The following is a 20,796-nucleotide window of genomic DNA, read 5'->3' as shown; positions in this document are numbered from 1 at the left end:
AAGTTTTTGGAGGATTCTCAATGAAAAGTAAATTCAGCATCTTTGCTCTGTGCCTCTCGTTGGTACTGATGCTATCGGCCGCCGTTGTCGCTCAGGAAACGATGACCAACGATGAGGTAATATCACTTACCAAAGCGGGCCTGAGCAGTTCGATCATTGTCGGCAAGATCAAATCGTCAGCGACGAAGTTTGACCTATCGACCGACTCACTTATTAAACTCAAACAGGCCGGCGTTAGCGACGACATCGTCGGAGCGATGCTGGAATCCAAGAGCGGCCGTCCGCTTAACACCTCGACGACACCCTCAGGTGCCGCTTCGACCGAGGCCAACGGCGACCCGAACGATCCGATGTCGAAACACACGTACGGGATCTATCTCTTTGAGGAAAAAGACGGCGTTCGTAAAATGACCCGTCTGGACCCTAATGTTTCAGGCCAAAACCGCACCGGTGGTATGTTCACAGCGTCTGTGACACCTTTTGGACTAGGCAAAGTCAAAACGAAGACAAATCTGCCCGGACGAAGCGCCAAGGTGCAACTTGAAACTACATCTCCGGTCTTTTATTTTTATCTGGACGTTTCAAGCGGCGGTATGAACACTTCCAGCGGAATTCCTTCAACCCCGAACGAATTTACGCTTGTGCGTTTCAATCAACGTAGCGATAACCGCGAAGTAACCATCGCAAAGAGCAATTCGTGGGGCGCGAAAGGTGGCCTTTCTGACGAATACGTCGTCGGACTCAAAGCCGACGACTTGGGCAATGGAATCTTTAAGGTAACCGCCGCCGGCGACCTTAAGAAAGGCGAATATGGATTTATGCTGATGAACTCCGGTAACGCCAACACCGGAGCCGGAATCGGCGCCAAATTTTTCGACTTCGGCGTAATGATGACGCCTTAACTTCACTTTTATCCGAAACCAAAATGGCACCGAGCTAGATCGCGGTGCCATTTTCTCGCTCAGATCTCCAATATACGTGGCCGACCATCAAGCCCATAGAAAGCGAACGAATCCGATTTATAGAACGTATTTGCAACCACTCTGGTCATTACGCAGTGGTAGAGATCGGTTCGGTCTGTTCAAACCAGCATCGAGTACAAAAGTGATGGCGTTTGCGTTCGGCAGGCGTGAACGCCCTCGCGGCCGGCAGTCGGTCGACGATCATTTTCTCGTCGGCAGTCAAATCACGCCACACCTTTAGTTTTGCTTCACCGCATTTAGGACAATCGTCGACCGGTAGTTTCCCTTGCATATGTTTGTGCCATTACACCCGAAGGTTTAATATCTTTTATGACATAAACCTAAAATTCTGATTCCGCAACAAATACTTTGATGAAGATTAAAGCTTTTCTGATCGCCATAGTCGCAATTTTTATTTTCGCCATTGCATCGATTGGCCAAACGCCCGATCCGCTCAACGAAAACTTCGATTTCTACACTCGTGGCGAGTATCGCACGGGTGTACCGAGGCCGCAGAGCATCCTCAGATACGACGTAGGCGATCATAATACGACTTACGCCCAGATGGAACAGGTGATCGACGCGATCGCAAGATCCGCACCGGACCGCGTCAAGATATTTGACATCGGCACCACCAGTGAACATCGGATGCAGCATTTGGTCGCAATTTCATCGCCGGAGAATCTCGCCCGTCTCGACGAGATCAAGGCCGCCAATGCTCGTCTAGTCGATCCCCGGCGAACCACGGCCGCTGAGGCGGACGCGATCGCCCGTAGCAATCCGGCGATCGCGTGGATGGCATATACCATTCACGGCAACGAGTCATCATCATTCGAGGCTTTTATGCAGGTGATATATCAGCTTGCGGCCTCCAATGAACCGGCGACGCTCGATATACTAAAGAACACTGTTGTGCTAGTCCTGACGGGCGAAAATCCCGACGGACACGAGCGATTTGCCACGTGGTACAATTCGGTCGCCGTCGGTGATCCGAACCACAACGCGATCGAACATCGTGAACCCTGGTCTGTCTGGGGACGTGTAAATCATTACCGATTTAACCTAAATCGCGACACGCTCACCTTTACGCAGAAAGAATCGCGTAATATGCAAAAGGCGTTTATGGAATGGAATCCGCAGGTCGCGGTCGATCACCACGGCCAACCGTCGCAGTATTTCTTTCCGCCGGTATCTCTACCCATCAACCCCAATCTTCCGCAACCGCAATACAGCAAATGGTTAGATACGTACGGCCGCGCCAATGCCGCCGCATTCGACGGGAATCGCTGGGACTATTATGTGCGGGATGTTTTCGACGCATTCTATCCGGGCTACTGGGATATGTACCCATCGCTTCTCGGTGCGACCGGAATGACGTACGAGACCGATGGTGGCGGCTTTAAGGGATTACGTTGGACTCGAGATGACGGTACGATCGTCACATTTCGATCCTCGATCGCCAAGCATTTTGTTGCCTCAATGACCACGCTCGAGACCACCGCCAAAAACCGGGTCGAGCGGATCAAGGACTATTACGCTTTCCGTGCCAAGGGACTTGCGGACAACGCCAATTCTAAGCTGAAACGTGTCGTAATAGACCCGACTTCCGACCGCGTAAAGGCCGCTGAGTTGATCGAGGTGTTGCGTCTGTCAAATGTCGAGGTCAAGGTGGCGTCGTCTTCTTTCACATCTACCACGGCCCATTCCTATCTCGAAAAAAACTCAAAGGCCGTCTCTAAGACATTTCCGGCAGGCTCGTACATCATCGACCTCGACCAACCGCAGAGAATTTACCTAAAAGCCGTTCTCGAACAAGACACGCCGCAGGATAAAGCATTTGTCGATGATAATATGGCCAGATTTCGCCGAAATCAGATGCGCGGCAAGGGCCAGCCTAAGGAAGATTACGGCTTTTATGATATTACCGCTTGGTCGATGCCACTGACCTTTGGCGTCGATGCCTACTGGACCGAAGAATCCGGTAGCATTGCAGGAACACCTGTGGACACCACCACAATTGCCAATGCCAAGCGCGGGAGCGTTTCGGGACGGGCCCGGATCGCGTACATAATTCCGTACGAGACCGATTCGACCGGAGCGATGGTAATGCGGCTTTTGCAGAATGGTTTCAAGGTCGCCGTGACCACGCGCACACTTAACGCGGGCGGCCGCAATTGGAAGCCGGGGACATTTGTGATCCGCGTTTCACGTAACCCCGATTCGATCCACAACTCCGTGGCGGCTCTTGCCGCGGAAATGGGAGTTAACGTCACCGCTGTAAATTCGGGCTACTCCGACGAGGGCGACACAAGTATCGGCGGCGAAGCGGTGCTATCGCTCAACGCCCCCCGTATCGCGATCGTTGCCGACGAGGGCGTCACGCAGGAATCGTACGGATCGATATGGTGGACTTTAGACAAACACGGCGTAAAATTTACACCAATGACCATCGGTTCGGTCCGCGGCGGCGGTCTTACGGGCTACAACGTCCTGATCATCCCTGAGGGTTCGGCCGGCCGATATATGAGTTCGTTCGGCTCCGGCGGAGTGTCGGCACTGAAGGAGTTTGCCTCCCGCGGCGGCACGATCGTAACGATCAGCGGCGGCTCGGTCTTTGCGGCTCTCAAGGAGGTTGGCCTGACTACGTCAAAGCTTGTTGGTAGCGAAGACGACGACGAAAAGCCTAAAGGCCCGGGCGACGACAAAAAGTCGGCTGACCCCGCCCCTGAACCGACACCGAACATCGCAGGATCTGACCGAACGGACGGCATTGCTCCGTCACTTCCGCCGATCGCTTCGCCGTCTGCAAATGCCAATAAGGTTCCCGAGGCTTTGCCGGGAGCCATCTTCCGTGCAACCGTTGACCGTACAAATTACATTACATACGGCGTGGATCGCGACGAAATGCCCGTGCTGTTGGCGAGCGGTTACTTCTTTCGCTACTCCAAGGAAGGCACGAACGCTCTGGTCTTCGACGCTAACCCGAAAAAGCCTCTGACCATATCCGGCTTTGTTTGGGAAGGAAACACCGAGCGACTGCTCAGCGGCACCGCGTATGTCATCGACGAATCTATGGGCTCAGGCCACGTCGTACTTTTTGCAGAGGATCCTTTCTTTCGCGGGATGACGCGATCGACAACTAGGCTATTCTTTAATTCGATCGTATTTAATGGAGTATTTTGATGTTTACCGTTAAAGCAGGTTATTCCGGAGTGATCGAGTTAAATTCGAGCATTGAGAGCGTCCGTGAGTTTTTCTCGGATATAACAAACTTTTCGAGCTTAATGCCGGGCATTACCCAGATCCACACCGATGCCAAGGGTGTCGCACATTGGCGTATCCAGGCCGAGATCCCGGTTATCGGCCAGATGCTGCAGAAATTTGCGGTCGAACTCGCTGAAGCTAGCGACGATCGGATCGAATGGTCACCACTCAGGACCGAAGCCGAAAATTTCCTTCGTTATTCAGCTGATTTTTTCGAAAAGGCCAAAAACGTCACACACGTCCATTTCTCACAGCTTGTGGAACTCCGACGCAGATCAGCCCGCGACCTCCACCTGCTTGCAGGACTCGCGGGAGAAAGCCTGATCAGCACCGAGATGAATAAACGTATTACCGAGATGATAAAGGTCTTCATAGGCCGTGCAAAGGTGAAACTGGAACAGGAGTGAACGGGACGGGGCTAATGGAAATTGAACAGCATCGCATCAAAGAATTCGCCACCGCGTCTGATCATAAACTGTCTGTCGTAGTTCGATTAAGCCCTGAGTTCGACAGACTGCTTTCGACCCTTTCGATCCGGTAGTCGAACCGAACGATGTTGTTCCGCCCGACCTTCCAGAGCGGATTCGACCCGCGACCGGACGAGCCGAATTGTTAAGCGAATGGACAATGAGATCGAAATTTCGGATTTGTTCAAAAGGAGGAGATGATTATGATGACTATCAAACGTTTGGCTAGCTTTTCAGCGAATGCGGTAATGATACCGCTCTTGCTCATTTTTGCCAACGTCGATCTTTTGGGGGCATCGGGCTCCCCGGATCCGACATTTGGTACGGGCGGCGTAGCGACGAACATTTTCGCCGATATCCACCCGATCGCAGTGGAACAACAGCAAGGCGGAAAGCTGCTAGTGCTGTGCTACACGGGCGAAGGTTCAAGTAGACGCATTGTCGTCCGCCGCCACAACGCGAACGGATCTCTTGATTCCAGTTTTGGATTTCACGGGGAAGCGGTTAAATCCTATGTGCCGCTTTTCAACCTGGTCCAAAGGGTTTACGGAACACCGATCGCGTTCAAGGTCCAGTCCGACGGGAAGATACTCGTCGCAGGCGAAACTACAGACCCCAAGCTTGCCGCCGTGTGGCGATTCACCGCCGCTGGAATACTAGACACTACGTTCGGCGCGGGAAACGGGTATGTCGTATTGGGCCTGAACGTGATCAGCGGCACCTCCATAGACATTGATGTTTCGGCCGGGAAGCCGCTGATTTTCTATCAGGTCCAAAAAGTATTTTCGGGTCCCGGCTACCCGTTTCCGACGACGCGAACTGTCTCTTACCTGACCCGGCTCCGTACCGACGGCTCCGCCGATTCAACATTTGGAACGCTAGGAAATGTCTATATTCCATACACCTTTTCCCTGGGATCCGGCGTCACGGTCGCACCTGCCTCTGGAAAGATCTATGTTTTTGGATTATCCTCGTCCTCATTTTATGTCTTGGGCGGGAGTAATGCACCTCGCATTTTTCGCTTCTTGACTGGAGGATTAGCAGATCCCGGATTCCCGACGGTAGAGGCACCGACGAATTTTGATTCAGTTTGTTACGACGAGAACGGACCTTCCGCTGGGACATCAAACGTCCAATATCAGTCGCTGATGGTTCAAACCGGAGACAACATCCTCGTGTCATCGGCCTCATATAATCTCGGGGGCTGGATCTACTACCAGGCAAACACCTCTCGGTTCCTTTCCAACGGTTTTCCAGATCAGATTTACGGTGGGGCGTGGGGAGGCAAGTGTGAGGTCTCGGCGCTCATAAAGCCGGGTGATCCCCCTTTTTTCGTCTCCGACTCCAGAATATCTCGCGTTGTCCAGCAGTCGGACGGACGGTTTATTTTTGGGGTGTGGGACTCAGCATATCCATACCTAAAACGGCGTTTGGGGAACGGCGACTTAGACCCTTCGTTCCAACCGACATTGTCGCTGGGATTAGGGACGTTTTTGGACATCCTGATTCAGACGGCGGACGGAAAGGCGGTCATTCTCTCACGATTTCCCGATCATAATTGGAGCGGTTACAAACTGCTACGGCTGTTGCAGTGAAGCCGTCGAAAACCACGCTTTCGTATTTGAAGATTGCAAATGAATGTCAACGTGTTCGGCGGCCCCGACTTGGTAATCGGGTTTACTAAAATGGCCCCCGCCGAGCAGAGCACCGGTTCGTGTCGAAACAGAGGATTTCCTGCGTTACTCGGCGGATTTTTTTCGAAAAGGCTACGAACGCGACGATGGTCCAGTTCTCGCAATCGGCCGAACTCCGACGCAGATCAGCCCGCGACCTCCACCTGCTTGCAGGACTCGCGGGAGAAAGCCTGATCAGCAGCGAGATGAATAAACGTATTGCCGATATGATCTAAGTCTTTATCGACAAGGCGAAGGAACCGCTCGAAAAACAGGGTTAGCTCGAACTTTAGAAATTTGAAAGACGCGAAAATCAGAGATGAACTCTGACCTTCGCGTCTTTCCGGCGTTTCACGAACAACTTCTAGCCTTAGCTTACTTTTTCTTCACGACCGTGATCGTGAGTTCAGCCGGATATTGTTTGGAATGATGAACCGAATTGCGTGCGATCACGCCTTTCACTTCATCGTAGTTGTTTCCGCCCGTGTTCATATTGCGGTCAAAACGCGGAAAATTGCTACTCGATATCTCGATCCTGATTCGGTGGCCCGGCGCAAAATAGTTACTGGTCGTCATCGGCTGAAACATTACCTTATAGACCTTTCCGGCATCCATCCACGCCAGCGGTTTTTCGTATCCGTCGCGGTAACGCATTCGCTGGATCGTCTCGTCAAGATTCCACGCTTTCCCATTTTCATCAACGTCTATCAACTTGACGGTGAAATCTGTGTCCTTCGCGCTCGATGATACAAAAAGCGTTAGATCGATCGACCCGCTCAGTTCGATCCCTTCTTTCAGTACGTCCGAACTGTAAACCAGGATGTCCTGCCGCTCTTCCATTTTGCTCTGATCCCACGATCCGCCCGTTATCGCATTTCCCGTACAGCAGACGTTCCCGCCGAACGATGGGACCGGATTCATCGGATCGTAATCAAAGCTGTCGGGACTATCGGTGGCCGGCGGTGCCGCAACGAGAGATCCGTCGCCTTTTAACGAGTTTGCCTTGCCACTACTCGCCAGATAGAACTTCATCGGCTCGGCACCCTTCGGCGGCCACTGATCGGAAGATTGCCATTTGTTGCTGCCCATCGTGAAATACTGAACCTTAGGCATTTTCAGGATGTCGTTCTTTTCCCCTTTTAGGAAATGATCGAACCATCCATACGTCAATGCACTGTAATCGAGGCGAGCATCACCCATACTTCGTTCACCGACCACCGTGTTCTCGGTCGCACGCGTATAACTGCAATGCAGCGTCGGAGCGATCACAGCGTACTGTTTATCGGCGATGTCGGGGCTTGCGGTCTTGCGAACGTGGTTGTACGTCGCTAGGTTTGGGCCGACCGAAACGTCATACCAGGACATAAACCAAAATCCGGGGATGTTGATCTTCATATTGTCGTGAAACAGCCCGCCCTTATACCACGCCGCGTCGTTCGGCGTTCGGCGTATCATCGCTCCACCTGTAATGTTCGGCATTTCATCGGCAAATACTCCGTTTGGCCCATCAACCGCCTTGATGATATCCATCTCGGGCAGATGGCGAAGAGCTTTGGACCAGTCGACCGACGGAGCCTGCTCTGAGAGATCGAACAATTTCGACCCTCGTATCAGGTCTGCCTGCGACGTATTGGCCGGAAACATCGGCCGAACCTGATTCTGCTCACCGTACAGCCAAGCAATGAAGAGCATTTGGACGGCACCGCCACGATACCAGTTTCCCTGTTCGTAATACGGCCCGACACGTCCGACGCCCGCGCCAAATCCCTGTGCGATCATAGTCGTAAACGCCGGATTGCCGCGGGCCGCAACGCCCATTTGCCATTCCGCGGTCGATGAACAGCCGATCGTGCCGACCTTTTTGTTAGACCACGGCTGCGACGACATCCAGGTAAGTGCGTCGTCGCCATCGGTCGTCGGCGGCCCGAGGATGTCATAGTTGCCTTCTGAGAAGAAATGGCCGCGCTCGTTCATCACAACATACGCGTAGCCTCTCTTGATCGCGTCAATGATCGACGTCATATCTCGTGGAGCTCCAAGCCTGACGTCCCAGAAATTGAAATTGTACGGTGTTCGCGAAAAAATGATCGGGTATTGTTTTGACGCATCTTTTGGCCGGTAAATGTCAGCCGCCATTCGCTTGCCGTCACGCATCGGCACCATCACCTTTCGGTCGACCACCGCGATATCGTTCAATTCTTTCTCGATCGCGTGTCGCTTTGCGATCAACTCCGGATCCGGTCCCTGGCGGTTTTGGCCAACGGCGCCGGCAGACAGGAAGATCGATATTAATACCGACAAGCCAAGACTGCGTAAAAAACGATTTTTCATTTCTTTGCTCCTTATTCTTCTCCGGCCGCAGGCTGCCCGCTGACCGTTTTGTTGATTCGTTGATTTGTTATATTGATTCTATCGCACAAATGAAAAAAACCGGAGCAATACTCCGGTTTACGTACGTTTAGATAATTTTTGGGATCCCTAGGTGATCGCCCCGCCGTCGACTATGACGACCTCGCCGCTCATAAAGCTGTTGCGGTCAGATACCATAAACGCCGCATACTCAGCCAATTCTTCCGGACGGCCGACGCGACCCTTTGCAACCCAGAAATCGTGCATCTGCAGCAGACGCTCGGGCAGCGTGTGGCCGAGATCAGTGTCAAAGATGCCCGCAGCGATAGCGTTGACTGAAATGCCGAAGTTTGCGGCTTCCCGCGACAGGCATTTTGTAAATCCGATCATCGCGGCCTTGGATGTTGCGTAGTGGACTGATGTCGGCAGACTGCGAATCGCTCCGACCGAGGTGATATTGAGTATCGAACCTGCTCGCTCGCGAATCATCTGTTTATAAAATGGTTTGGTAACCGAAAAAAGGCTGTTTACGTTGGTATCAACAACCCAATCCCAGGATTTATCAGTGGTCGTGGCGAAATTATCGCCCTTGTTGACCGCTGCATTATTGACCAGAATATTTATCGCGCCCCACGCCTCTTTGATCTCGCGGGCAATATGCTTCATCCCGTAACGGTCCGTGACCGATACTTTGAAGCTGAGCGCCCGACGGCCGTGAGCCTCGATCTTTGCCCGCACTTCGTCCGCAAGTGCATCGCTCGAGTAATAATTAAATGCGACGTCTGCACCTTCGCGGGCAAAAACCTCACAGATTGCGGCGCCGATTCCGCGCGTTCCCCCTGAGACGAACGCTCGTTTTCCTTCAAGTAATAAGCTCAAACTATTGATCTCCAATTTGAAATGGACTACGAGTCCAAATCAAGAGGTTAAATAAATCAGGGTGTTGTGACAAGTTGCCGAATTGAATAATACGCATTAAGCCGCTGCCCTTGAGGTTGTAAAGGGATGCGGCAGCAAGGCATTGATCTCCTTGATGATCTGATCGGTTGAGTTCGGCATCGTCATACCAATGGTCGCCGCCTTCATCCGCGAATACTCTCCGTTGTCCGAAAGCAGGTTCTGGATGGTCGGCACAATGTCCGAACTCCGCTTAAGCAATATGCCGGCACCGCGGCGCTCAAGCAACTGCGACGTACCCGCTTCCTGCGGCATCGGCGGCGTTGTTAGATCGGCAATGATCGGCAACCGGCAAGCCAGTGCCTCAAATGTCGTCAATCCACCAAGTTTCGAAACCATTACATTGGCCGAATGCATAAGCTTTTCGATATCCTCGGAGTAGCCTATGACCTTTACCGGAAACTTCGCGGTCTTAGCCAACTTCTCCGCCTCGAGCCGCAATTCTTCGTTCTTTCCGGCCAAAAAGATCGCTTGGACATCGAGTTCACCTCTCACAAGTTCGCGAAAGATCTGTGGGATGTTACCGCCGCCGACCCAACCCGCATTGACAAATACAGTAAATTTGTCCGGGTCGAGCCCGAATACACGTCGTGCGTCCTGAGCGTCTTTCTCGTCGACCTCACGAAACTTAGGATTCACCGGCATTCCTGAAACTTTGATCTTTTCCGGTGCGATTCCATAATCAAGCAACTGGTCGCGAGCATCTTCGTTTGCAACTAAATATAGCGACACGTCTTCGCACGCCCAACCCTTCCAAAACCCGTAACACGGATCAGTTACAACAGTTACAAGCGGAACCTGATCTGATAGATTAAGTTCCTTAAGGATCCTCGCAAATATATGTTGAGTTAAAGGGTGAACACTTACTACAACGTGCGGGCACCATTTTTCAAACTGATCGCGGACGTAACCGATGCATCGCTTATGAAAAAATTCGCGGGTTTCCGGCCTTATCTTGTTGACCGCCCAATACAGATACTTCATCCAGTGCTGCTTATTCTTCAGCATCCAGTTGTATAGATCGACGAGTTTGCCGGTGACATTATGCGATTCTTCGACCGCCTTGATCACCCGGACCACCGACGAATCACCACTCCAGAATTTCTCAAGGCCATCGGAAATCGCCGCGGCGGCAGATCGATGCCCGCCGCCGGTGTCAGACGAGATGATCAGAATCTTGGGGGTGCTTTGAGGCATCGTTGAACGCTATCCAATTACGCCTTCATTGCAACTTTTTTTGCAGCCTCGAAGCCGACTGATTTTGCTACCTTTTTCATTTCGGATTCGAGCTTTTTGATCTTGACCAAATGCTTCGGATTAAACGGTAGCGACGGATAGAAGCAATTCGATTCGTGCGTGCAAAAGCAGCCGTTACCAGCTTCGCGGCGACGCTCTGCCATTAGGTCTGTGTTCCACGCTGCGTTAAAATCCCAATCATAATCCCGCAGATTAAGCACATCGGCTTTGTTTTCGCAAGAAGAAAGAGCTCCGTTGTCGTAAATGACCGCTCCGGCACTTCCGGCGTAACAGGTCAACTGAGCCTTGTTCTCTTCCTTGGTCTTAGCGATCAAGTCGTGCATATAGATGTCGACCGCTGCCTTAAAAAAGCCGGAGTCGCCGCCGTAACGGTTCTTGAGCGCCGCATTCTTGGTATCTTCGAGGATCATATCCGAGAGCTGTTGATAACGCTTGTGATCAAATTGGAGTTCGATCGGATCATTTGACGGTGGACGAATATAGTTAATATTGACCTTATCCGGCTTTAGGTCGTTTTTGAGAAAGTCGTACCAGTCGAAGATCGTATCTTCGTTCGAATGCATCACGCACGTGCAAGTCTGGATGTCTAGTCTCGGATACTGTTCCTTTTTCATCTGCTGAAGCGTCCGGGCAGTATGTATCGCCTTGTCCCAACTTCCCTCTTTCCGACGGATCTTTTCGTGGGCTTCTTTCATCCCGTCTATACCCAACGCTACACTCACATTGAGGTTCGGGCATTCGTCCATTATCTGAGCGACATCCGGAAAAATACGCGGATGGATCTGGCCGTTTGACATCAGATAGACCGAGTCGAGCTTGTTATTTTCATAAAATGCCCTGACGATCTGAGGCAGATCTTTTCGAGTAAACGGTTCACCGCCTGCCAACACAAGCACGCCCAAATTACCACGAAGCGTCTCCGAGATCTTGGCGATCTCGTCCGTCTTCATCTGCAGCTTTTTGCGCGGACGGTCATCAAGTTCGTCCGTAAAGAAACAATGCGTACATCGCATATCGCATACGCTCGTCACCAAAATATTGAGGAACACGGGCGTGATCGGTTTTCCGATCAAAATGCTCGCGTATCGCTTGAAGATCTCTTTTGTTGCAAAGTCCATTTTATAAATCCCTACACGGTGGCGGCCGAAACATACTTTTACCAGCACACCACTACCATCTAATTTACGCTAATACAGTAGTTTCGGCAACATAAACTCGATCACGGATTACGACCAATTATCGTCGCTAACCGTAATTCCCTACGTCACACGCAGTCGATTCACTTTCCCGTGTTAACTTAGATGCAGATTTTTCGATTTATGGATGTGATAGTATTCACTTATGTTTCGTCGTGTTTATCTAGACAATAGTGCGTCGACCGCCGCTGACCCGGCCGTCATTGATGCAATGCTTCCATATTTTTCCGAGTTTTACGGAAATGCGTCGAGCATCCACTTTCAGGGCCAGAAGGCACGTGCCGCGGTGGATAAAGCTCGTCATCAGATCGCGGAGTTGATCAATTCACGGCCGAACGAGGTTATCTTGACCTCCGGCGGGACCGAGTCCAACAATCTGGCGATCCAAGGCCTGGCCGAGGCGAACGAAAAGCACGGAAAACACATCATCACTTCAGCATTCGAGCATTCGACGGTCAAGAATGTTTGCGAAGAACTTGAGAAACGGGGCTATACCATAACCTGGTTGCCGGTTTATTCCGACGGCGTGGTTCGGATCGAAGACGTCAAGAACGCCGTTACTGATGAAACTGTTCTCATAACGGTAATGACGGCCAATAACGAGATCGGAACTATCCAACCGGTCGACGAGATCGGGCATTTTGTTCGCGGCATCCGAGACAGCGGCCAAAAGATCTGGTTTCATACCGACGCGATTCAGGCAGCGGGCAAAGTCCCGATCGATGTCGAGGCGATCGGTTGCGACCTACTATCTATCTCAGCCCATAAGATATATGCTCCAAAGGGTGCCGGTGCACTTTACGTTCGACGAGGAACACGGATACGAGCTCAAAATTTCGGCGGCCGGCAGGAACGCGGACTAAGGGCCGGAACTGAATCGGTCGCAAATATCGTGGCTCTTGGCGAGGCCTGTGCTATAGCCAAGTCCGAACTGTTAGAGGTTGGAAACCGGATAAAAGCGATGCGGGACCTTTTCGAAAGCCGGGTCGGCGAAGCGATCCCTGATATTGTGTTGAACGGCTTCGGTTCTGATCGGGTTCCAACCGTAGCAAATATCTCGTTTGACAGGGTCGAAGGCGAGGGATTGCTTATCAATCTGGATATGCACGGCGTAGCCGTATCGACCGGGTCTGCGTGTTCGTCGGGCACCATCGAGCCTTCGCGTGTCATAAAGGCTATGGGCCGCGAGGATACGATCGCCCGCGGTGCTATCCGCTTCAGCTTTGGCAAATACAACACCAACGAAGATCTCGATTATGTGCTTGAGGTACTGCCGGCCGCGGTCGAGAATCTCCGCAAGCTCAGTCCCGCCAAAACGTCGACCTCAAAGAAATAAAAAGGCCCGTCTCTTTCGAAACGGGCCGCAGTTGTGAGGTATTCACCCCCTCGCGAGTGGGAAAGGAACAAAGTTATCCGGCAATAATTATGCCGCAGTTGACGGGAACGTCATCTTTGCCTTCGCCGAAGCCAGCGATGATGATTCCCGTAAAGCCGAAGATGATGATCCCGGTCAAACCAGCGATGATAATTCCATCCTTGCTCGACGTGGTGCTGCCGGCCCTTGCTGTGTTTTCATTCTGAACACACGGATCGTTGCTGAAACCGGCGATGATGATGCCGTCACCGGCAAACGCTACCGACGAACCGATCATTAGGATTGCTGCAAGTACGAACGTTGTGATTGTCTTTTTCATTTTCTCTTCTCCCAAGAAATTAGTTTTAGTTTGAAGCATTATTGCCCCTTTTCATCCATCACTATTACAAGCCGCGTGCCACACTTCCTGCACGTACTTACTCGCTCGGTTAAACTGTTGTATTATAGGGGTTTAGAGCAGTATTGCGGAAAAATATCGAGGAACTTTGGCTCCAAATAATTGTGTATACTTAGTGCACACTATTTAGCCTAGGACCACGCAAGTGCCTCATTCAGTTCGAGTTACAGATTTGTATAGTAGCTATCCAATTCTTAAGTGTATAACTCGTATACACATTAAATGACCCAGCGATTTTTTTACTAGCTTTTTCTATGTTTAACGTGTTAAACTCTTTGTTGTGAGCCCAACCGGAGCTTGATCTTCACATCCTCGCACCGCTTTCTAAAGGTCACTGCCTTCCTTTATATGGAACGAAAACTGGCGTACACAACCGCGAAAGGAATCGTTATCCTCGCAGGAATATTATCCATCTCGATAGCCTCGGCTAATCTTGCGATGGGAGTTTTCAGCTGGGGATTCGTTTTCGTCGTGGCATTCGCGGTCGCTGCTGCCCCGCGAATGAGCCTCGCATTGCCGCGTTCAAAGTTTGCGATCAGTTTTGCGGATGCCCTTATCTTTCTGACTTTTCTCTTATACGGCGGCCCGGCCGCTGTCATAGTTGCGGCGGCTGAGACATTCGCAAATTGTCTCTATTTACGTAAAAAGGGTTTCCCATTTGGCCCATTCATGATCCCGACCAATGTGTCGATCGCAACGGTATCGACCGCGCTTACCATACTTGCGTGGGACGCCGTAAATCTGGCAGCGTTTGGCCATCTCGACTTGCAATCTACGCCTGCTCTCGTCGCCTATCTAGGCTTTTTGGCACTCGTACAGTTTGCGACATCGTCATTTATGGTCGCTCTGTTTCAGTCGCTTAAGGATGGTTCCAACGTATTTACCACTTGGAGCAAGGACTGTTTTTCAAGTTCGATGACTCAGATCGTCGGCGCCGGGCTTGCAGGCCTAATATTTAGACTGATCACTTTCGGCGACATTATAACGGGCGGTATCGCCACTGTTGCCCTATCTATCGCGTATCTTAGCTATAGGCAAACCATTCGTGAGGTCAACGAAGCGATCGACCAGGCAGAGGAAGCGGAGCGTGAAAAGGCGTGGGTTGAGCGGGATCTTCGCCGCGAAGCGGAACGTCACGCCTCGCAACTCGCCCTCTCGCTCGAAAAAGAAGAGCTCGCCAATGTCGCCCTGCGAAAAAGCGAAAAGGACTTTCAGCACGCGGCACTCCACGATTCATTGACCAATCTGGCAAATCGCAAACAACTTGGCGACATCCTTCGTACGATGATCCGGGACTACAAGGAGGATCCGTCTGCGACATTTCAAGTTCTTTTCCTCGACATCAGCCGATTTAAGGACATCAACGACAGTCTTGGCCACACGTTTGGGGATAAAGTGTTGATGGTGGCAGCCAAGCGTTTTGTGAGAATGCTGGCTCCGACCGACGTTGTGGCCCGGATCGGCGGAGACGAATTTGCCATAATTCTGCGAAACGTATCGACGGTTGGTAAAGCCCAGAAGGTGGCTCGCCGTATCTATGACAGTATTTCGCAACCCTTTTCGCTTAGCGGAAATAACATATTGATCAGCGTAAATGTCGGGATCGCACCGTGCGACGCTGAGTACAACACACCGGAAGAGGTTCTCCGCGATGCCGACATTGCCATGCATTACGCCAAAGAACGAAACGTCGGCGTCGCAGTGTTTACCAAGGAATTGCGCTTCCGTTTCATCGAACGCGTTCGCTACGAAAATGACCTTCGCGAAGCCATCGACCGCAATGAACTGTCGATGAACTATCAGCCTCTAGTCGATCTGCACGACGGCGATCTGCTAGGTTTTGAGGCTCTACTGCGATGGAATCACAGTGAATTCGGCAATATACCTCCAAACAAATTCATCCCGATTGCCGAGGACTCAGGATTGATAATACCGATCACGATCTGGATTCTTCAGCAGACGTGCGATCAACTCGCCCATTGGCAAAAGATCAATCCGTCCTACAGAGACTTGATCATCAGCGTCAATATCTCCGGCAAGCACCTAATGCACGGCGACTTGATCGCGGATGTTGAGCACGCACTCGAAATGTCCAAGATCGCCCCATCGTCACTCAAGCTTGAGATCACAGAGAGTACCGCGATGGAAAACGCCGATCACACGATCAACGTTCTCAATCGGCTCAAGCAACTCGGCGTTAAGCTATCGATCGACGACTTCGGTACCGGCTACTCGAGCCTTAGCATTCTGCATCGGCTACCGTTCGACTCACTCAAGATCGATCGTTCCTTCGTGTATGCGGTCGGTGAAAACGGCGAAAACTCCGAGATTCTGCAGACGATCATTGCCTTAGCCAAAAACCTGAAGATGCGCGTCATCGCTGAAGGCATCGAGACCGAGACACAACTCCACCTACTCCAAAATCTGGGCTGTGATTACGGCCAGGGATATTTATTGGCACGTCCGCAAACTGCCGAAAAGATCGACCGGGCACTTTATGAATGCAAGAAATGGCTACCCGTGGCTCTGAACCCCGAAGCCGAGAGCAACGCCGTTAGCGAAGATCATCAGATCTCAGCATTCTAGTTAAGCAATAAGGTTTTGAATACGACACATCGCGTTCTATACTGATTGAAAATCTTTTCGATCAGGAGTAATTGCGCATAATGATAAAGAGAAGCATCGCATTTCTATTTGTTTTTGCCTTTTTGGCCGCCGGTGTCCCGGCTCAGAAAAGGCTGGATTATCCCCAACCCCGACGCGGCGATCAGGTCGATGAATATCACGGCATTAAGGTCGCCGACCCGTACCGTTGGATGGAAGACACCGACTCGGCCGAGACCCAGTCGTGGATCGAAGCCGAAAACAAGCTGACCGACACATACCTTGCGACTATTCCCGAACGAGAAAAGATCAAAAACCGTTTGACGGAGATCTGGAACTACGAACGTTATTCGGCTCCGTCCAAGGTCGGCAATTATTATATTTACAGCAAGAATGACGGGCTACAGAATCAGAGTGTGCTGTTTAAGACGTCCTCAATTGACGATGCGGGCTCTATATTTTTTGATCCGAACAAGATCAAGGCGGACGGCACCGCCGCCCTTAACGGATCGTCATTTACAGATGACGGCCGACTGTGGGCATACGGCGTCTCGATCGCTGGTTCGGATCGTACTGAATGGAAAGTAATGGATGTTGCATCCGGCCGTCTGCTACCGGACACGCTCTCGCCCAATCGTCAGGGCGGCGTTTCGTGGCTCAACGATAACAGCGGCTTTTACTACAGCCGGTTTCCGGACGCTACAGTCGGAGCCGAGCTCAAGAGCCAGAATTTTTATCAAAAACTTTACTTCCACAAGCTCGGCACTCCGCAATCGAACGACTACGTTGTTTACGAACGCCCGGATAACAAGGAGTATTTTGTCAGTGGAAATGTGTCGGAAGATGGAAATTGGCTGATCATCTCGGTCGGTAAGGGTACCGAGCGGATGAATATGGTCTATTTCAAGAATCTCTCAAGCGAAAAGTCTCCGATAATGCCGATCGTCACTGACCTGAACAATAGCTGGAGTTTTATCGGTAACGACGGCCCTGTCTTTTATTTCCGAACCGACAGTGGAGCGACACGTGGCAAGGTCGTCGCCCGCAATGTACTTGACCGTTCTGGAAATTGGCGTGATGTCATCCCCGAGTCTGCCGACACACTTAACGGCGTTCAGTTCATCAACAACCAGTTCGTCCTAAATTATATGAAGGACGCATATACCAAGATCAAAATATACGAGATGAACGGCCGATTTGTCCGCGATGTCGAGTTACCCGGAATCGGTTCGGCCGGAGGCTTTGGCGGCAGACGCACGGATTTTGAGACGTTCTACTCATATTCGAGCTACAATGCTCCGCCGACGATTTACCAGTATGATATGCGGACCGGCAAGAGCAAGATGTTTCGTCAAGCCAAGGTCAAATTTGACCCGACCAAATACGAGGTCAAGCAGGTCTTCTATTCGAGCAAGGACGGCACCAAGGTGCCAATGTTCTTAACCTATAAGAAAGGCCTAAAGTTGAACAGTAAGAATCCGACGATCCTATACGGTTACGGCGGCTTTAATATAGCCCAGTCACCGGGTTTTTCGGTCTCGCGTATAGCTTGGATGGAAATGGGCGGCGTTTACGCCGTGGCGTGTATCCGAGGCGGATCGGAATATGGCAAGACGTGGTGGGAAGGCGGTTCCAGGCTAAAAAAACAGAACGTCTTCGACGATTTCATTGCCGCCGGCGAATATCTCATCAACAGCAAGTACACGTCTAAAAAGAAACTCGCCATACAGGGCGGTTCTAATGGCGGCTTACTGGTCGGTGCCGTGCTCAATCAGCGTCCTGACCTCTTTGCGGCAGCACTGCCTGCCGTGGGTGTGATGGATATGCTCCGGTTCACCAAGTTTACCATCGGTTGGGCCTGGACGTCGGATTACGGCTCGCCCGAGGACCCGACAGATTTTCGCGCAATGTATGCTTATTCGCCGTATCACAATGCAAAGCCCGGCACGAAATATCCTGCAACGATGGTGACAACGGCCGATCACGACGATCGCGTATTCCCCGCACATAGTTTCAAATACACGGCCGCGATGCAGTACGCCCAAAAAGGTAAAGAACCGGTGCTGATCCGTATCGAAACCAAGGCCGGTCACGGTGCCGGCAAACCGACATCAAAACAGATCCAGGAACTAGCGGATATTTATGGCTTTTTGGTTAAGAGCCTTAAAATGAAGGTAAAATAGTTTTACGCTGAACCGGACGTGCACGTAAATCGGACGTCCGGTTCTGATTACCGCCATCAAATTAATTCTGTAATGAAATTACGAACTACTGCGGTTTCTTTTGTTCTCATCGTACTCGTCGCGTTCACGGCTGTCGCCCAAACTGCGGAGGGGACGTCGATGAGTGACTCAATATGGGTCGGGTTTGATCTGGACAAGGTGATGACCTTCTATTTCGAAAACGGCGGTATTTTGTCCTACCGAAACGGCGGTAAATCGTTTCGTAACGGAAAATGGACGCAGGACGGCAAGACCATCAAGTTTCAGATGAATAACGGGTATCGCGTCTTTACCGGCACGATCCACGAGGACACGATCAAAGGAACGTCCTCAAATGAGGCCGGAAAGGAATGGAATCTCTCGTTTTACCGTGTCGATCCGCCAAACTGTGACCCCACGTCATTTGTACTGGCAGGAGCCTGTAAACAATTGTCCTCGGCAAAACCAAGTAGGAAGAGAGTAAAAAAAGGGATCAAGAAAGGGATCTTAAAGCAGATCCGACAATGACCTTGAGGTATTTCGAGAGCGTCGCTGAACTCCCAATATTCGGGAACATTCGCAGATCTCGCTCCGGACGTAAAATCACGCAATCGTTTATTTCAGCATATGTGAAAGTTCGTTTGCTATGCAAACAATGCCCACCGACTCCGCTCTTCCTTACAAATGTCGACATTAATTCAGGCTGGGTATTAGTTGATCAGCATTGCTATTCCGTTCTTTTCACATTTTCAAAGAACTACAAATATCTGATAAACTCTGCAAAGGTCAGCGCGTTTTGATCGATCGACAGTTTTATTTTGCCTTGGCTAACAGGAACAAATCTATGAAATACATCTCGAGTACCATAATCTTAAGTGCATTTGTGTTTGTTGTTTTTACGTCCCTTGGAGCCGGTCAAAATACGGTTTGCGAAAAAACAGATTATCAGTGCAAGGTTCGCTCATATACTACGCAGATCAGAGACCGACCTACGGCTAACGAGCTGTATTACAATCGTGCACTCGCCTACCACGCATTGGGTAAGGACATTGAAGCGGTCGCGGATTATACGGTTTATATCAACTCAAAACCGACGAATGTGGAATATTTCGCTGACGGTTACTCCGGAAGGGGTGACGCGAATAAAGCTCTCGGCAAACATACGGACGCGATCGCTGACTATACTGCGTCCCTCAACCTATTTACGAGCACGAGCACCCTTAACAATCGAGGCAACACCTACTTCTCGATGAGCCAATACGCTAACGCGCTTGCCGATTATGATCGAGCCATACGGCTTGACCCTAAGGACGCCGAACCATACTACAATCGAGCAAAGGTATATAGTGCTCAGAAACTCTACTTAAAGGCCATCGCCGATCTGAATATTTATGTGGACCTTAACAAGACTCATATTCCCTTCCTGTCGGATGGATATCAAAACCGGTCGATAGCTTATATGAATCTTGGCAATAGTGCCGCGGCACTTAAGGACATTAGCTCCGCCATCGATCTAGACCCAAAGTCATCACGCTACAAAACTCGAGCTATCTTCTACCGTAAACTTGGCAAGGTGGCTCTTGCTGCGGCTGACGACAAAACTGCAGCGGATCTCGAAAATTGATTCAAGCGATTTTGAATAATTGTTATGCTAGTAGCTTTCTGATGGTCGATCTTTAGGAATTTTTCCTATTATCCCAAAAGCTTGGGGTGCGGCTTTTCACCGGATTACGTCGAGCCCGCTCGATCTGGTTTGCTCGAAGTTGTAGTTCCTCTTGCTTATGTCGTTGGCGTTCGGCTCCGCTCAGCGGCGGTGCACCACGTTCGCCCCAATAGTATTTGTAGGTGACGATAAAGAGTGCCGCACTGCCGGCCAGCGTCAGCAGTCCTACAAAGATCAACAACCAAATCAATCCCGACATCGCTATATTATATCCCCCGGCCGCCGGATCGCTACGCCCCGCAAGACGAAATAATAGTACGAATGTGTCACACGCTTTTGTTTTGAATCAAATTGAGCGAAAATTGCGTATAACAAGTAGATTAACCGCCCCAAGTTTGTCGTAAGCACCCCGCCGGATCGATCGGCCGTTA

General features: G+C 51.0%; 16 protein-coding genes. 9 read left to right on the top strand and 7 right to left on the bottom strand.

The window, feature by feature from the left end:
* The first annotated feature begins 20 nt into the window (after positions 1-20).
* Complete coding sequence (locus IPQ00_06345; protein ID MBL0240183.1) at positions 21-902, top strand: hypothetical protein; 882 nt, start codon at positions 21-23, stop codon at positions 900-902.
* Between the two features lie 148 nt (positions 903-1,050).
* On the opposite strand, the gene IPQ00_06340 is transcribed toward IPQ00_06345, so the two are convergent.
* Entirely contained in the window at positions 1,051-1,254 is a 204-nt protein-coding gene (locus IPQ00_06340) for a hypothetical protein (GenBank protein MBL0240182.1), read from the bottom strand.
* Between the two features lie 80 nt (positions 1,255-1,334).
* On the opposite strand from IPQ00_06340, the gene IPQ00_06335 reads away from it, so the two are divergent.
* From IPQ00_06335 to IPQ00_06325, 3 genes are all read left to right on the top strand, one after another.
* The gene (locus IPQ00_06335; protein ID MBL0240181.1) at positions 1,335-4,145 is read left to right on the top strand and encodes a hypothetical protein; all 2,811 of its coding nucleotides are present in this window, start codon (positions 1,335-1,337) and stop codon (positions 4,143-4,145) included.
* On the top strand, positions 4,145-4,633 hold the full coding sequence (locus tag IPQ00_06330) for a hypothetical protein (protein MBL0240180.1): 489 nt from the start codon (positions 4,145-4,147) through the stop codon (positions 4,631-4,633). Before IPQ00_06335 ends, IPQ00_06330 begins: the two co-directional genes overlap by 1 nt.
* 263 nt (positions 4,634-4,896) lie before the next feature.
* Positions 4,897-6,288: a hypothetical protein gene (locus IPQ00_06325; GenBank protein ID MBL0240179.1), complete on the top strand. Its 1,392-nt coding sequence runs from the start codon at positions 4,897-4,899 to the stop codon at positions 6,286-6,288.
* A gap of 453 nt (positions 6,289-6,741) precedes the next feature.
* Here IPQ00_06325 and IPQ00_06320 read toward each other — a convergent pair whose 3' ends face one another.
* From IPQ00_06320 to IPQ00_06305, 4 genes are all read right to left on the bottom strand, one after another.
* Positions 6,742-8,697, bottom strand: coding sequence for a CocE/NonD family hydrolase (locus IPQ00_06320; GenBank protein ID MBL0240178.1), 1,956 nt, complete (start codon positions 8,695-8,697; stop codon positions 6,742-6,744).
* A 147-nt stretch (positions 8,698-8,844) separates the two neighbouring features.
* Positions 8,845-9,594 carry an SDR family oxidoreductase gene (locus IPQ00_06315; GenBank protein ID MBL0240177.1) on the bottom strand — a complete coding sequence of 250 codons (750 nt, stop codon included), beginning with the start codon at positions 9,592-9,594 and terminating at the stop codon, positions 8,845-8,847.
* Between the two features lie 96 nt (positions 9,595-9,690).
* Positions 9,691-10,869: a glycosyltransferase gene (locus tag IPQ00_06310; GenBank protein MBL0240176.1), complete on the bottom strand. Its 1,179-nt coding sequence runs from the start codon at positions 10,867-10,869 to the stop codon at positions 9,691-9,693.
* A gap of 17 nt (positions 10,870-10,886) precedes the next feature.
* Positions 10,887-12,047: a radical SAM protein gene (locus IPQ00_06305; protein MBL0240175.1), complete on the bottom strand. Its 1,161-nt coding sequence runs from the start codon at positions 12,045-12,047 to the stop codon at positions 10,887-10,889.
* A 223-nt stretch (positions 12,048-12,270) separates the two neighbouring features.
* Here IPQ00_06305 and IPQ00_06300 point away from each other — a divergent pair, with 223 nt between their 5' ends.
* Positions 12,271-13,461: a cysteine desulfurase gene (locus IPQ00_06300; protein ID MBL0240174.1), complete on the top strand. Its 1,191-nt coding sequence runs from the start codon at positions 12,271-12,273 to the stop codon at positions 13,459-13,461.
* 73 nt (positions 13,462-13,534) lie between these two features.
* Here IPQ00_06300 and IPQ00_06295 read toward each other — a convergent pair whose 3' ends face one another.
* A complete protein-coding gene (locus IPQ00_06295; protein ID MBL0240173.1) occupies positions 13,535-13,819 on the bottom strand; it encodes a hypothetical protein in 285 nt (94 codons plus the stop codon).
* A 426-nt stretch (positions 13,820-14,245) separates the two neighbouring features.
* Here IPQ00_06295 and IPQ00_06290 point away from each other — a divergent pair, with 426 nt between their 5' ends.
* From IPQ00_06290 to IPQ00_06275, 4 genes are all read left to right on the top strand, one after another.
* On the top strand, positions 14,246-16,483 hold the full coding sequence (locus IPQ00_06290) for an EAL domain-containing protein (protein MBL0240172.1): 2,238 nt from the start codon (positions 14,246-14,248) through the stop codon (positions 16,481-16,483).
* A gap of 80 nt (positions 16,484-16,563) precedes the next feature.
* Positions 16,564-18,684 (top strand): S9 family peptidase, encoded by a 2,121-nt coding sequence (locus IPQ00_06285; GenBank protein MBL0240171.1) that lies wholly within the window; start codon positions 16,564-16,566, stop codon positions 18,682-18,684.
* 72 nt (positions 18,685-18,756) lie between these two features.
* Positions 18,757-19,230 (top strand): hypothetical protein, encoded by a 474-nt coding sequence (locus tag IPQ00_06280; protein MBL0240170.1) that lies wholly within the window; start codon positions 18,757-18,759, stop codon positions 19,228-19,230.
* Positions 19,231-19,546: 316 nt separating this feature from the next.
* Positions 19,547-20,326, top strand: a complete 780-nt coding sequence (locus tag IPQ00_06275) for a tetratricopeptide repeat protein (protein ID MBL0240169.1) — start codon at positions 19,547-19,549, stop codon at positions 20,324-20,326.
* 52 nt (positions 20,327-20,378) lie between these two features.
* Here IPQ00_06275 and IPQ00_06270 read toward each other — a convergent pair whose 3' ends face one another.
* A complete protein-coding gene (locus IPQ00_06270; protein ID MBL0240168.1) occupies positions 20,379-20,624 on the bottom strand; it encodes a hypothetical protein in 246 nt (81 codons plus the stop codon).
* Positions 20,625-20,796: the final 172 nt, after the last annotated feature.

It is taken from the genome of Chloracidobacterium sp. (assembly GCA_016720705.1).
Taxonomy (GTDB): domain Bacteria; phylum Acidobacteriota; class Blastocatellia; order Pyrinomonadales; family Pyrinomonadaceae; genus OLB17.
This window is presented reverse-complemented; position numbering and strand designations above follow the sequence as displayed.